Below are 14,453 nucleotides of genomic sequence, written 5' to 3'. Positions count from 1 at the left end.
CCTCACATCGCGACAGCCACGTGCCGATGACGTCGGTGTGAGCCAGGCCCCCCTCGAGACGTCGTCGCCATGGCTGGCCTTCCTTCCAGGGCTGCAGCGCCGGGTGCGGGCCGGCACGCTGACCCGGTGGGGAGCTGTCCGTGAGCTGTGCGTCCTGCTGGTGCTGCTGCTCGTGCTGGCGGGCGTGTTCGCGCTGTTCTTCTACCTCGTGGCCCTGGTCGGCGTGAGTGTCGCTCGCGACGGGGCCGGTGAGCAGCTGCGTCCTGGTGATCCGGTGGTGCTCGCCGTGGCGGCCGGTCTAGGCGGCGCCACGATCCTCGTGACCTCCCTCGCGACGGGCATGCACCGCCGCCGTACCGCCCTCCACCGTGCGCGGATGCGTCGCTGGGCGGAAGAGCACGGGTGGTCGTACCAGCCCTACTCCAGCCTGCTGTCGAGCCGGTGGGGAGCACCCGGCACCCCTCTCGGCACCCAGGCGGTCGACGTCCTCTCCCGCGGGACGTCCCGCGGCGAGGTGGCCTCCCTGACCCTGGGGCGAGGGTGGGGGTGGGGTGCGGGGCGATCCGCGAGGCACGCCGTCATGGTCACCGGCCCCCGTCGATTCCCGACGCTGAGCCTGACCCCCATGACGTCCCGTGACCGACTCGCGCGGTCCCTCGGGGGGCAGGACATCGCCGTGGAGTCGTTCGAGGCGAACGAGCGGTGGCGGGTGCGCTGCGCCGATCTGCGGTTCGCGCACGAGGTGCTCCATCCGCGCCTCCTCGAACGGCTGGACCGGTCGGCAGAACCGGGACTGTGCTTCCTGGTCGAGGAGCGCGACATCGCGGTGCACGCCGAGGGGGCGACCGATCTCGCTCGGGTCGAGTCGTTGGCCGACCTCGTGGTCGACCTGGCAGGTCTTCTCCCCGCGTACCTGGATGGCGACTACCCGCCGTTCTCGCCGGAGGTCCCGCGGCGTGAGCGCCGCGCGGCGCCGCCTGGCCGACGACGGTGAGGCGCTCGGTGCCGAGTCCGCCCCACGGAGGACGAAGGCTCAGCGACGGGCAGCGGCGCGCACCTCGTCGCTGACCGTCACGGGACCGAACCACGCGGTCACCCGGTCGACGACGGCGTTCTCGAACGTGTCGTCGTCGTGCCGCTCGCGCAGCCACCCGTCGAAGCTGCCGTGCGCGCACCGGTCGAGCTCGTCTCGGCAGGCCCTGGTCTCGGTGACCGCGCGGACCAGCATGTCCTCGGCCTCCTTGGCGGTCCGGTACAGGAACGGGTACGCGGTCGGCAGGATCGCGCGCGCCCAGGCGGCGTCGGGGAAGATCCCGATCGCTCCGGCCACCATGGCCTCGACGTACTCCAGGCCGTAGGACTCCTCGGTCGCCGTCGCGAGGAAAGCCGTCGTGCGGGCGAGGGCGTGCCAGTAGTCCTCGCGGGACGCCGTGAGCGGGCCGACCCAGCTCCAGTCGTGCCGCGACAGCCGCATGGCCTCCTCGGAGATCAGGTGAGACTCGTGCAGGCGCGCCTCGACCCGGAGGGGAGTGCGCCTGGCGACCCGCTCGACGACGTCGAGGAACAGCCTCGGCTGCTTGCGCTCGGAGACGTAGATCGCCGGGTAGAGCACGACGGGGACGGCCGGCTCGGACCGGGGCTGCACGTGCTCGAGCCGGATCCCCAGGTTCACCCACGCGATCTCGGCCTTGCCGGCGAGGGGAGGGATGGTCCACTGCTCGACGATCTCGCGGATCTCGGTCGCCGTCCGTGCGGAGTTCGCGAACGTCGGGAAGAGCGCGCAGGAGAGCCCGAGCGCTGCCCTCTCGACGAGGTGCGTGCACTGCGAGGTGTTCCACCAGACGAAGTTCATGATCCGTGGTTCGCGGCCCCCTGCGTGCAGCGTCTGCCACACCGCCAGCGAGTCGAGCACGTCCATGGTGATCACCACGGTGTCCTCGGTGTCGACGAACTCGAGGGGGATCATGTCGAACCCGTCGCACGTCCGCGGGCCCGGCCCGATCAGCAGCGCGTCGGGGAACACCCGGAGCAGACGGCGGACCAGCGTCGCGCCGGCGTCATGACCCGTGACATGGCCCTCTGGGTCGACTCTGGCGTCCCCGTACCGCACCGCGACCTTCATCGTCCGTCCCCCGTTCGTGTCTCGATGAGCTCGCGGTCCTCGGCGGGAAGCCGGGGCTGCGGGGATGTTGCGCCGGGGCCCGAGCCCGTGGCGACCGCGTCGTCCTGCGTCGCCCGCGGGACCTCGGCGTCGCCCGGGTCGTTCGAGCTCGGGGGAGCGACCGTGGTGTCGTCGTCCTCGAGACTCGTCTGGATCCGCATGCCGTAGAAGGACCGGTGGACGAAGAAGCACATCGCCAGGAAGAAGACCGCCGCGAGCCACAGCACCAAGGTGTGCCGGCCCTGGGCCTCGAGGCTCACCGCGAGCTCGACCGCGAGCAGCCCGAAGAGGGTGGTGAACTTGATGACCGGGTTGAGGGCCACCGAGGAGGTGTCCTTGTAGGGGTCCCCGACGGTGTCCCCGACGATGGTCGCGTCGTGCAAGGAGGTCCCCTTGGCGTGCAGGTCGACCTCGACGATCTTCTTGGCGTTGTCCCAGGCCCCGCCCGCGTTGGCCATGAAGTTCGCCTGGTAGAGGCCGAAGACGGCGATCGAGATCAGGTAGCCGATGAAGAAGTACGGCTCGACGAAGGCGAAGGCCAGGGTCGCGAAGAACAGCCCGAGGAACATCGTCAGCATGCCCTTCTGGGCGTACTGGGTGCAGATCTCGACCACGCGGCGCGAGTCCTCGGCGCTGGCCCTGGTCACCCCGTCGAGACGGATGGTGCCCTTGATGAACTCGACCGCCCGGTAGGCCCCGGTGGTCACGGCCTGGATCGAGGCCCCGGTGAACCAGAAGATCACCGCACCACCGGTCACCAGCCCCAGCAGGAAGGGCGGGTGCAGCATGGACAGGTTCTCCAGGCCCGTGGTGAGCCCGTCGGTCAGGGCCATGATGATCGAGAAGATCATGGTCGTGGCCCCGACGACGGCGGTGCCGATGAGCACGGGCTTGGCGGTCGCCTTGAAGGTGTTCCCGGCGCCGTCGTTCTCCTCGAGCATCTGCTTGGCCGTGTCCCACTGGGCGGTGACGCCGTACTCGCGCTCGAGCTCGCCGTCGATGCCGTCGATCTCCTCGATGACCGAGAGCTCGTAGACGCTCTGGGCGTTGTCGGTGACCGGGCCGTAGGAGTCGACCGCGATGGTCACCGGCCCCAGGCTGAGGAACCCGAAGGCCACCAGGCCGAAGGCGAAGACCGCGGGGGCGACCATGAGGCCGTCCAGCCCGGTCAGGCTGATGAGGTAGGCCCCACCCATGAGGCCGATGATCGCGATGCCGAGCCAGAAGGCCGCGAAGTTCCCCGCCACCAGCCCCGAGAGGATGTTGAGGGAGGCCCCGCCCTGGCGCGAGCTCTTGACCACCTCGCGCACGTGCTTGCTGCGCGTCGAGGTGAAGGCCTTGACCAGCTCGGGGATCAGGGCGCCGGCCACGGTGCCCAGGGAGATGATCGTCGCGAGCCGCCACCAGCTGCCCGTGGTGCCCAGGTCGCGCAGCACCACGTAGGTGGTCGCGTAGGTCGCGAGGATCGAGACGACCGAGGTCAGCCAGACCAGGTTGGACAGCGGGCGCTCGAAGTCGAGCCGCGGGGCCCGTGCCCAGCGGGCCGAGGTGAACCAGTCGTTGACCAGGTAGGAGACCGCCGAGGCCACGACCATCACGGCCCGCACCACGAACAGCCACACCAGCAGGCTGGCCTGGACGGCCGGGTCGCCCACCCCGAGCAGGATGAAGGTCACCAGGGCGACGCCGGTCACGCCGTAGGTCTCGAAGCCGTCGGCGCTGGGGCCCACCGAGTCCCCGGCGTTGTCCCCCGTGCAGTCGGCGATCACGCCGGGGTTGCGGGCGTCGTCCTCCTTGATCTTGAAGGCGATCTTCATGAGGTCCGAGCCGATGTCCGCGATCTTGGTGAAGATGCCCCCCGCGATGCGCAGGGCTGCGGCGCCCAGGGACTCGCCGATCGCGAAGCCGATGAAGCAGGCCCCCGCGATGTCCGGCGGGAGGAAGAGCAGGATCACGAGCATCGCGAAGAGCTCGAGGCTGATCAGCACCATCCCGATCGACATCCCCGACCGCATCGGGATGCGGTGCACCGGCAGCGGGCGCCCGCCCAGGGCGGCGAAGGCGGTGCGGGAGTTGGCGAAGGTGTTGACCCGGATGCCGAACCAGGCCACCGAGTACGAGCCCGCCATGCCGATCAGGCTGAAGGCGATGACCACGGCGACCTTGCCCCAGGCCAGGCCCACGAGCACGCCGTAGTACAGCAGGATGATCGAGGCGATGAACCCCCACAGCACCAGCAGGAACCGGCCCTGCTGCACCAGGTAGGCCTTGCAGGTCGAGTAGATGAGCTCGGAGACCTCGCGCATCGAGGGGTGCACCGGCATGCGGCGCAGGTCCAGGTAGGCCAGCAGGCCGAACCCGAGGCCCAGCACGCACACCCCGAGCCCGAGGATCAGCAGCAGCCGTCCCGACGCGCCCCCCATCACGGTGACCGAGCTCAGGTCGGGCAGCACGAGGTTGACCTCGCCGCCGTGCGCACCCTCGGCCGACGAGCCCGCCCCCTGCGCGCTCCCGCTGGCCGAGCAGCCCGCCAGGGTCAGGCCGACGGCGCCGAGCAGGCCGGCGCGCAGGCCACGCCGTCGTCGGACCCGGGCGAGGGTCGGGGTGGAGGGTGCCGGACGGGGAGCGCTCACGATGGCCTCGGGCGGTGAGTAGCGTCGTTGCTGTCCCTTCGCACGCTAGGACTCGGCGAGACCCCGCACCTGAGACCTTCGGCCCGGCCGACGACGGCGAGGCCCGGCGGGAGACCTAGGTCCCCTACGCGGGCCTGATCCGAGGAGCACCCTGAGGAGCAGCGACGTCGGCAACGGGGCGGGCGTCCTGCCCAGGGAGGCGCGCCATGGCGACCTACGTCTACGACTTCAGCGAGGGCAACAAGGACCTCAAGGACCTGCTGGGGGGCAAGGGGGCCAACCTCGCCGAGATGACGAGGCTGGGTCTGCCGGTGCCGCCCGGCTTCACCATCACCACCGAGGCCTGCCGGGCCTATCGCAGCACCGGGCACCTGCCGCCCGAGCTGCGGGTCGAGGTGACCATGGCGGTGCGGCGCCTCGAGGACGAGCTGGGCCGCGGGCTCGGCGACTTCCACGACCCGCTGCTGGTCTCGGTGCGCTCCGGGGCGAAGTTCTCGATGCCCGGGATGATGGACACGGTCCTGAACATCGGGCTCAACGACGCCTCCGTCCAGGGCCTGGCGAAGTTCTCCGACGACGAGCGGTTCGCGTGGGACTCCTACCGTCGCCTGATCCAGATGTTCGGCAAGACCGTCCTCGGCGTCGACGCCGACCTGTTCTCCCACGCCCTGGACGCCATGAAGGCCGACCGTGGCGTGGTCGCGGACACCGACCTCACGGCCAGCGACCTGCACGAGCTGGTCGAGCAGTTCAAGACCCTCGTGCGCGAGGAGTCGGGCCGGGACTTCCCCCAGCACCCGCGCGAGCAGCTCGACCTGGCGATCACCGCGGTCTTCGACTCCTGGGACACCGACCGGGCCCGGCTGTACCGGCGCCGCGAGCGCATCCCGCACGACCTGGGCACCGCGGTCAACGTGGTCAGCATGGTCTTCGGCAACCTCGGGGCGGACTCGGGCACGGGGGTCTGCTTCACCCGTGACCCCTCGACCGGACGCTCGGGGGACTACGGCGACTACCTGCCCAACGCCCAGGGGGAGGACGTCGTCGCGGGCATCCGCAACACCCTGACCCTGGCCGACCTCGAGCGCCTGGACCCCACGAGCTACACCGAGCTGCGCCAGGCGATGCGCCGGCTCGAGACCCACTACCGGGACCTGTGCGACATCGAGTTCACCATCGAGCGCGGCAAGCTGTGGATGCTGCAGACCCGCGTGGGCAAGCGCACCGCGGCGGCGGCCTTCCGGATCGCGACCCAGCTGGTCGACGAGCACCTCATCACCCTCGACGAGGCCCTCGAGCGGGTCACCGGGGCGCAGCTGGGCAAGCTGATGTTCCCCCAGTTCGACGCGCGGTCCGACGGGCGCACCCTGCTCACCACCGGCATGGCGGCCTCCCCCGGGGCGGCCGTGGGCCAGCTGGTCCTGGACTCGGTGACCGCGCAGGACCGCGCCGCCGAGGGGGCCGACGTGATCCTGGTCCGCCGCGAGACCAACCCGGACGACCTGGGTGGCATGATCGCCGCGGTCGGCGTGCTGACCTCGCGCGGGGGCAAGACCTCGCACGCCGCCGTCGTCGCGCGGGGCATGGGGACCACCTGCGTGGTCGGTGCCGAGGCCGTCGAGGTCGATCTGGCCGCCCGGCAGGTCCGCGTGGGGGAGCGGGTGATCGACGAGGGCGAGACCATCGCGATCGACGGCTCGACCGGGGAGGTCTTCCTCGGGGCGGTGCCCGTGGTGCCCTCGCCCGTGGTGCGCTACCTCGAGGAGGGGCTCGAGGCCGCCCTGGCCGAGCTCTCGGCCGAGGACGAGGAGACCGCCGAGCTGGTCACCGCCGTCGACCGCATCCTGACCCACGCGGACACGGTGCGGCGGCTGCGGGTGCACGCCAACGCCGACACCGCCCCCGACGCGCGCCGGGCGCGGACCTGGGGCGCCCAGGGCATCGGCCTGTGCCGCACCGAGCACATGTTCCTCGGCGAGCGGCGCGTGCTCATCGAGCACCTCATCCTGGCGCGGACCGACGAGGAGCGGCAGCACGCCCTCGACGCGCTCCTCCCGCTACAGCGCGCGGACTTCGTCGACCTGCTGCGCGAGATGGACGGCCTGCCCACGACCATCCGCCTGATCGACCCCCCGCTGCACGAGTTCCTGCCCGACCTCACGGCCTTGTCCGTCACGGTCGCCCTCGCGACCGAACGGGGCGAGGAGGGCCCCGACCTCGAGCGGGACCGGGCGCTGCTCGCCGCGGTCGAGCGGATGCACGAGGCCAACCCGATGCTCGGGCTGCGCGGGGTGCGGCTCGGCCTGGTGGTCCCAGGGCTCTTCGCCCTGCAGATCCGCGCGGTGGCCGAGGCCACGGCCCAGCGCCTGCACGAGGGCGGTCGGCCGCACGCCGAGATCATGGTGCCGCTGGCGGCCTCGGTCATGGAGCTGCACCTGGTACGCGACGAGGCCGAGCAGATCCTCGCCGAGGTCGCCGAGGCCGAGGGGCTCCAGCTGCACGTGCCCATCGGCGCGATGATCGAGCTGCCCCGGGCAGCCCTGACGGCCGACCGCATGGCCGGGGCCGCGGCCTTCTTCTCCTTCGGCACCAACGACCTGACCCAGACCACCTGGGGCTTCTCGCGGGACGACGTCGAGGGCGCCTTCTTCGCCGAGTACACCGAGCGCGGGGTGCTGAGCGTGTCCCCCTTCGAGACCATCGACCAGCGCGGCGTGGGGCGGCTGGTGCGGATCGCCGTCGAGGAGGGCCGGGCGGCCCGGCCCGACCTGGTGCTCGGGGTGTGCGGGGAGCACGGCGGGGACCCCGAGTCGGTGCACTTCTTCCACGAGGTGGGTCTCGACTACGTCTCCTGCTCGCCGTTCCGGGTGCCGGTCGCCCGGCTCGAGGCCGGCCGGGCCGCGGTCGTGACGGGAGGGGGCGACACCCGCTGAGGGGCAGGACGGTGAGACGCGGGGCGGTGAGGGGCGGGGCGGCGAGGGCCGCGGGTACGCTCGGCCCGTGCCCGACCTGAACCACGCCCACAGCGACGACCCCGAGGGGGGCGGCGCGCAGCCGGCCCCCGTCACCCCGCACCACGCCACCGAACGCGGCTGGGCGGCCCGCCTGGGCTACCTGGTGCGCGGTGCGCTGATCGGCCTCGCGGAGATCGTCCCCGGGGTGAGCGGTGGGACCATCGCCCTGGTCGTCGGCGTCTACGAGACGATCATCCGGTCGGCCGGTCACCTGGTGCGGGCTGCGGTCGGTGGTGTGCGCGGCCTGGTCCGGCGCGGCGAGGAGCGGGCCGAGGTCCGGGCCCTCGCGGCGCAGAACGCCCGCAAGGTGCGGTGGTCGGCCCTCCTCCCCATCGGCATCGGCATGCTCACGGCCGTGATCCTCGGCGCGAGCGCGATCGAGCCCCTGCTCGAGGAGCACCCCGTCGAGGCCCGGGCCCTCTTCGCGGGCCTGATCCTCGCCTCCCTCGTGGTCCCCGCCCGCATGGTCGGCGGTGCCTGGCGCCCGCGTGAGGTGGTGCTCGGCCTGGCCGCAGCGGCGGCGGCCTTCTTCCTCACGGCCATCCCCCCGGCGGCCAACCAGGACCCCTCGATGCTCGTCGTGGGCGTGGCCGCGGCCTTCGCGGTCTGCGCCCTCGTGCTCCCCGGCGTCTCGGGCTCGTTCCTGCTGCTCACCGTCGGCCTCTACGAGCCGACCCTCGCCGCGGTCAACGACCGGGACCTCGGCTACCTCGGGGTCTTCGTCCTCGGCGCGGTCGTCGGGCTGGGGGCCTTCGTCTCGGGGCTGCAGTGGCTGCTCGAGCACCACCACCGGGTGACCCTCGTCGTCATGACCGGCCTCATGGCCGGGTCCCTGCGTGCCCTGTGGCCCTGGCAGGACGAGGACCGTGGCTTGCTGGCCCCCGCGGACGACGTCCTGCCGGTGGTGGGGCTGGTGCTGCTCGGCACGGCGGTCGTCGCGGGCCTCCTGCTCGCCGAGGCCCGCGCCCGACGGCGGCACCCGGTCGACGCCCAGCACGTGGCCGACACCCTCGACGCGGACTGAGCCCGGGACCGTCTGAGCCCGAGACGGGCTGAGCCCGCCGGCTCAGCGCAGCGGCACGAAGCGGTAGCCGCCGTGGGCCGTGGTGCGCAGCCCGCCGTCCCGCGCGCGCTCGACCAGGAGCATCTCGCCGCGCACCGGCAGCACCATCCGGCCCCCGGCAGCCAGCTGGTCCACGAGGGCCTGCGGCAGCTCACGGGCCTCCGCCGAGACCAGGATGCGGTCGTAGGGCCCCGCCGCAGGCAGACCCAGCACCGTGGGGTCCGCCCGGAGCTCGCGGGCCCAGGGCTGGCCGGCGGGCTGGTTGGCCGCGCCCCAGGCCGCGAGGTCGGGCTCGAGCTCGACCCCGTGCACCGTCCCTTCGGGTCCGACGAGGTGGCCGAGCAGGGCCGTGGTCCAGCCCGAGCCGGCGCCGACGTCCAGCACGCGGGCGCCCGGGGGGACGTCGAGCAGGCGGAGCATGGCCGCGACGGTGCTCGGCTGCGAGCTGGTCTGCCCGTGGCCGATCGGCAGGGGGCGGTCCTCGTGGGCCCGGGCGTGCAGCTCGGCGGGCAGGAACCCCGCGCGGGGGTGCGCCCGGAAGGCCTCGTCGACCCGGTCCATGCCTGTCATCGTCGCACCGGGGATGCCTCGGCGCGGGTGGGGGGTTAGCGTCGGCGGTGTCCTGTCCCTGACCTGGAGGTCCCCATGCCTACCCGTACCGCCCGTACCGCCTGGAACGGCACCCTCTCGGAGGGTGGTGGCCAGGTCGAGCTGACCAGCTCCAAGGTCGGCACCTTCGACGTGTCCTTCCCCAAGCGCGCCGCGGAGGACGCCGACGGCACCACGAGCCCCGAGGAGCTCGTCGCCGCGGCCCACTCCTCCTGCTATGCGATGCAGCTCTCCGCGCTGGTGGGCGAGGCCGGCGGGGTGCCGCAGAGCCTCGAGGTCTCGGCCGACGTCTCCCTCGCCCCCGACCCGGCGGGCGGCTTCCACCTCACCGGGATCCTCATCACCGTGCGGGGCGAGGTCGAGGGCCTCGACGCCGCAGGCTTCGTCAAGGCCGCCGAGGACGCCAAGGCCACCTGCCCGATCAGCAAGGCCCTGACCGGGGTCGAGATCACGCTCGACGCCGCCCTCGTCGAGTAGTCCTCAGCCGCCGGTGCCCCGTCGCGCGAGGAGCGGCGGGGCACCGTGCTGTCCGGGCACGTGCGAGCGGGCCGGCGTCAGGCCCAGGGGTCCAGGACCACCTTGATGCAGCCGTCGTCCTTCTTCTGGAAGGTCTTGTAGAGGGCCGGGCCCTCCTCGAGCCCCACCCGGTGGGTACGCAGGTCGAGCACGCCCAGGGGGTCGTCCTCGCGCTCCACCAGGGGCAGCAGCTCGGGGATCCAGTGGTGCACGTTGGCCTGGCCCATGCGCACCGTGAGCTGCTTGTCGAAGAGCTCCATCATGGGCATCGGGTCGGCCGAGCCGCCGTACACCCCGGAGAGGGAGACGGTGCCGCCGCGGCGCACCACGGAGATCGCCGTGTGCAGGGCTGCCAGGCGGTCGATCCCGGCCTTGTCCATCACGGTGCGCCCGACGACGTCGGGCATGAAGGCCGTGAGCTTGTGGGTCACCTCGGCCATGGGCGAGCCGTGGGCCTCCATGCCGACCGCGTCGATCACGGCGTCGGGCCCGCGTCCGTCGGTGAGGTCCCGGATCGAGGCCGCGAGGTCGTCGTGGTCGCGCAGGTCGAGCACGTCGACGCCGTGCCGCCGGGCCATGGCCAGCCGCTCGGGCACCAGGTCCACGCCGATCACGGTGCCTGCGCCGCGGTAGGCGGCTACGCGGGCGGCCATCTGCCCGATGGGGCCGAGCCCGAGCACCACCACGCTGCCCCCCGGGGGGATGTTCGCGTACTCGACGCCCTGCCACGCGGTGGGCAGCACGTCGGAGAGGTAGAGCCAGCGCTCGTCGGGGGTGCCGTCGTCGGGGACGACCACCGGGCCGTGCTGGGCCTGGGGGACACGCAGGTACTGGGCCTGCCCGCCGGCGACCTGCCCGTAGAGCTTGGTGTAGCCGAAGAGGCTCGCGCCCTTGTTGTGCTCGTGGACCTGGGTGGTCTCGCACTGGGTGGTCAGCCCCTGGCGGCAGTAGTGGCAGCTGCCGCAGGCGATGACGAAGGGGATGACGACGCGGTCGCCGACCTTCAGCCGGGACGCCTCGGGCCCGACGGCCTCGACGACACCCATGGCCTCGTGCCCCAGCACGTCTCCCGCGTCGATGAACATGCCGAGGGTCGAGTACAGGTGCAGGTCCGAGCCGCAGATCGCGGTCGAGGTCACCCGGATCACCGCGTCGGTGGGTTCGACGACGGCGGCGTCCGGGACGGTCTCGACGCTGAGCTTCTCGGTGCCCTGCCAGGTCAGTGCGCGCATGGGGTTCTCCCTCGGTTGGTCTCCTCAGGCTCACCCCGGCGGGGCCGGCCCGCACCTCAGGACGAGGCACATCGGGGGCCCTGAGCACGAAATTGCTCCGGCGGGCCCCGTCCTGCGCCGCTCGCGGACGTCCCCGACCCCGCGGACGACCGCGTGGCAGGATCGGCCCGTGGCGACCACGACCCCAGCCCCCGGGACGGCTCTCGAGACGCGCGAGCTCGTCGCGCTGCTGCGCGCCGCGGTCCGCGGCGAGGTCGACGACTCCTCCCGGCGCCGCGCCGAGTACTCGACCGACGCCTCCAACTACCGCGTCCCCCCGCGGGTCGTGGTGATCCCCCGGGACGTCGACGACCTGGTCGCGGTCACCGAGGTGGCCCGGGCGACGGGGGTCCCCCTGACGGCGCGCGGGGGCGGCACCTCGGTCGCCGGCAACGCGGTCGGACCGGGCATCGTGGTTGACACCTCGCGGCACCTCACGGCGATCGGCGAGATCGACCCGGAGGCCCGGACCGCCGTCGTCGAGCCCGGGGTGGTGATGAGCTCGCTGCAGGCGGCGGCCCGCCCGCACGGCCTGCGCTTCGGTCCCGACCCGTCGACCCAGAACCGGGCCACCCTCGGCGGCATGATCGGCAACAACGCCTGCGGTCCGCACGCCGTGGCCTACGGGCGCACGGCCGACAACGTGGTTGCCCTCGACGTGGTCGACGGCCAGGGCAGGCGCTGGACCGCAGGCCGGGGGGAGGGAGCCCTCGACGTGGTCCCGGGGTTGTCCTCCCTGGTCACGGCGAACCTGTCGACCATCCGCACCGACCTCGGCCGCTTCGGCCGCCAGGTCTCGGGGTACTCCCTCGAGCACCTGCTGCCGGAGAAGGGCCACGACCTCGCCAAGATGCTGGTCGGCACCGAGGGCACCCTCGTGACGGTGCTGGGCGCGACGGTCTCCCTGGTCCCGATCGCCGACGCCGCGGTGCTCGTCGTGCTCGGCTACCCGGACATGCCCAGCGCGGCCGACGCGGTCCCCGCCCTGCTCGCCCACGAGCCCCTCGCCGTCGAGGGCCTCGACGCGCGCCTGGTCGACGTCGTGCGGCGGCACCGCGGGGAGGCCCACGTCCCGGCCCTGCCCCCGGGGGCCGGGTGGCTCATGGTCGAGATGGGCGGTGCGACCCGCGAGGAGGCCCTCGAGCGGGCCCGCGCGATGGCCGCCGACGCCGGCACCACGGCCGCCCGGGTCATCCCGCCGGGGGCCGAGGCCTCGGCCATGTGGCAGATCCGGGCCGACGGCGCGGGTCTGGCCGGGCGCACCCCCGACGGCGCCCAGGCCTGGCCCGGGTGGGAGGACGCCGCGGTGCCGCCCGAGCGCCTCGGCGCCTACCTGCGGGACTTCGAGCGGCTCATGGCCGAGCACGGCGTGGACGGCCTGCCCTACGGGCACTTCGGGGACGGGTGCATCCACGTGCGCATCGGCCTGCCCCTCGAGCGGGCCCAGGACGTCGCGGGGTTCCGGCGGTTCATGACCGAGTCGGCCCAGCTGGTCGCCTCGCACGGCGGGTCCCTGTCCGGGGAGCACGGCGACGGTCGGGCCCGCTCGGAGCTGCTCTCGATCATGTACTCGGGGGAGGTGATCGACCTCTTCGGCGGGGTCAAGCAGCTCTTCGACCCGGCTGACGGCCTCAACCCGGGGGTGCTGGTCGCCCCGCGGGCCATCGACGCGGACCTGCGCCGCCCGCACGCCCTGCCCCTCGCCGCGGCCGGCGGCTTCTCCTTCGCCCACGACGGCGGGGACTTCACGACGGCCGTGCACCGCTGCGTCGGGGTCGGCAAGTGCCGGGCCGACAGCTCAGCCTCGGGGGGCTTCATGTGCCCCTCCTACCTCGCCACCCGCGACGAGAAGGACTCGACCCGCGGCCGCGCCCGGGTGCTGCAGGAGATGGCCAACGGCACCCTGGTCGGGGACGGCTGGCGCTCGGCCGAGGTCCACGAGGCCCTCGACCTGTGCCTGAGCTGCAAGGCCTGCTCGAGCGACTGCCCGGCCGGCGTGGACATGGCTCAGTACAAGGCCGAGGTGCTGCACCGGACGTACCAGGGGCGCCTGCGGCCCCTCAACCACTACGCCCTGGGCTGGTTGCCGCGCTGGAGCCGCCTGGTCGGGCGGCTGCGCCTGGGCCGGGTCGCGAACGCGGTCCTCGGGGTGCGTCCCGTCGCACGGCTGGTGCTGGGGCTGGGAGGCATGGACACCCGGCGCAGCATCCCGAGCTTCGCGCCGACCTCCTTCCGCACCTGGTGGTCGCGGCAGGTCGCCGACGGCGAGCGTCGTGGGGCGGTCGACGGTCGTGCTGCGCACGGCACCCAGGGCCTGGGGGAGGGGACGGCGGGCTCCGCCTCGCACGCCTCGGGCGGGGTCGACCCTGCGCGCCGTGTGGTGCTGTGGACCGACTCCTTCAGCGACGGGTTCGACCCCGAGGTGCCGCGCGCGATGATCGCCGTGCTGCAGGACGCCGGCTACGAGGTGATCATCCCCGACGGCCAGGCCTGCTGCGGCCTGACCTGGATCTCGACCGGACAGCTCACCGGGGCGCGCCAGCAGCTCACCCAGCTCCTCAGCGTGCTCGGCCCGTACGCGGTCAACGGGATCCCCATCGTGGGGGTCGAGCCCTCGTGCACCGCGGTGCTGCGCTCGGACCTGCTCGACCTGCTGCCCGACGACCCCCGTGCCGTGGCGGTCGCGGGGGAGACCCGCACCCTGGCCGAGCTGCTCACGGCCCCCGCGCCCCTGGGCCCGGGCAGCTGGACGCCGCCCCGGCTCGACGACGTCGAGGTGCTCGCCCAGCCGCACTGCCACCAGCACTCCGTCATGGGCTACGACGCCGACCGGGCCCTGCTCCAGGCCGCAGGGGCCACCGTCACGACCCTGGCCGGCTGCTGCGGGCTGGCCGGCAACTTCGGCATGGAGAAGGGCCACTACGACGTCTCGGTCGCGGTCGCCGAGCGCGCCCTGCTGCCCGCGCTGCGCGAGGCCGCCCCGGGGACGGTCTTCCTGGCCGACGGCTTCTCCTGCAGGACCCAGGCGGACCAGCTCGCCGGGGAGGAGGGCACCCACCTCGCCCAGCTCCTCGCGTCGAGGATCTCCTCGGCGACCCGCGCGGGCTGACCGGTGAGGGCGGCCCGGGGTCACGGCGCTCTGAGCAGCGGGTCCGTTTCCCACCCGAACGGGGCATTTCGGTCACA

General features: G+C 73.1%; 9 protein-coding genes. 5 read left to right on the top strand and 4 right to left on the bottom strand.

Features of this window, described 5'->3' with window-relative positions; genetic code table 11:
* The first annotated feature begins 37 nt into the window (after nt 1–37).
* A complete protein-coding gene (locus tag J4G33_RS14430) occupies nt 38–994 on the top strand; it encodes a hypothetical protein (RefSeq protein WP_208056690.1) in 957 nt (318 codons plus the stop codon).
* 39 nt (nt 995–1,033) lie between these two features.
* Here J4G33_RS14430 and J4G33_RS14425 read toward each other — a convergent pair whose 3' ends face one another.
* Both J4G33_RS14425 and J4G33_RS14420 read right to left on the bottom strand, forming a co-directional pair.
* Nucleotides 1,034–2,122, bottom strand: a complete 1,089-nt coding sequence (locus J4G33_RS14425) for a glycosyltransferase family 1 protein (RefSeq protein ID WP_208056689.1) — start codon at nt 2,120–2,122, stop codon at nt 1,034–1,036.
* Entirely contained in the window at nt 2,119–4,794 is a 2,676-nt protein-coding gene (locus J4G33_RS14420; protein WP_208056688.1) for a sodium-translocating pyrophosphatase, read from the bottom strand. The genes J4G33_RS14425 and J4G33_RS14420 overlap by 4 nt, the downstream gene beginning before the upstream one ends.
* Nucleotides 4,795–5,000: 206 nt before the next feature.
* On the opposite strand from J4G33_RS14420, the gene ppdK reads away from it, so the two are divergent.
* A complete protein-coding gene (ppdK, locus tag J4G33_RS14415) occupies nt 5,001–7,727 on the top strand; it encodes a pyruvate, phosphate dikinase (RefSeq protein ID WP_208056687.1) in 2,727 nt (908 codons plus the stop codon).
* A gap of 67 nt (nt 7,728–7,794) precedes the next feature.
* A complete protein-coding gene (locus J4G33_RS14410; protein WP_307793920.1) occupies nt 7,795–8,832 on the top strand; it encodes a DUF368 domain-containing protein in 1,038 nt (345 codons plus the stop codon).
* A gap of 42 nt (nt 8,833–8,874) precedes the next feature.
* Here the strand turns inward: J4G33_RS14410 and J4G33_RS14405 are convergent, their stop codons facing one another.
* Nucleotides 8,875–9,441 carry a protein-L-isoaspartate O-methyltransferase family protein gene (locus J4G33_RS14405; protein WP_208056686.1) on the bottom strand — a complete coding sequence of 189 codons (567 nt, stop codon included), beginning with the start codon at nt 9,439–9,441 and terminating at the stop codon, nt 8,875–8,877.
* A gap of 75 nt (nt 9,442–9,516) precedes the next feature.
* Here J4G33_RS14405 and J4G33_RS14400 point away from each other — a divergent pair, with 75 nt between their 5' ends.
* Complete coding sequence (locus J4G33_RS14400) at nt 9,517–9,957, top strand: OsmC family peroxiredoxin (protein ID WP_208056685.1); 441 nt, start codon at nt 9,517–9,519, stop codon at nt 9,955–9,957.
* A gap of 77 nt (nt 9,958–10,034) precedes the next feature.
* Here J4G33_RS14400 and J4G33_RS14395 read toward each other — a convergent pair whose 3' ends face one another.
* Nucleotides 10,035–11,228 carry a zinc-dependent alcohol dehydrogenase gene (locus tag J4G33_RS14395; protein WP_208056684.1) on the bottom strand — a complete coding sequence of 398 codons (1,194 nt, stop codon included), beginning with the start codon at nt 11,226–11,228 and terminating at the stop codon, nt 10,035–10,037.
* Nucleotides 11,229–11,397: 169 nt separating this feature from the next.
* On the opposite strand from J4G33_RS14395, the gene J4G33_RS14390 reads away from it, so the two are divergent.
* Nucleotides 11,398–14,376, top strand: coding sequence for an FAD-binding and (Fe-S)-binding domain-containing protein (locus J4G33_RS14390; protein ID WP_307793919.1), 2,979 nt, complete (start codon nt 11,398–11,400; stop codon nt 14,374–14,376).
* The last annotated feature ends 77 nt before the right edge of the window (nt 14,377–14,453 follow it).

Origin of the sequence: Actinotalea soli, assembly GCF_017565425.1 — a bacterium.
Taxonomy (GTDB): Bacteria; Actinomycetota; Actinomycetes; order Actinomycetales; family Cellulomonadaceae; genus Actinotalea; species Actinotalea soli.
This window is presented reverse-complemented; position numbering and strand designations above follow the sequence as displayed.

Coding starts and splice junctions, on each gene's coding strand:
- J4G33_RS14425 (WP_208056689.1), bottom strand. CDS start 2,122: ATGAAGGTCGCGGTGCGGTACGGGGACGCCAGAGTCGACCCAGAGGGC.
- ppdK (WP_208056687.1), top strand. CDS start 5,001: ATGGCGACCTACGTCTACGACTTCAGCGAGGGCAACAAGGACCTCAAG.
- J4G33_RS14405 (WP_208056686.1), bottom strand. CDS start 9,441: ATGACAGGCATGGACCGGGTCGACGAGGCCTTCCGGGCGCACCCCCGC.
- J4G33_RS14400 (WP_208056685.1), top strand. CDS start 9,517: ATGCCTACCCGTACCGCCCGTACCGCCTGGAACGGCACCCTCTCGGAG.
- J4G33_RS14395 (WP_208056684.1), bottom strand. CDS start 11,228: ATGCGCGCACTGACCTGGCAGGGCACCGAGAAGCTCAGCGTCGAGACC.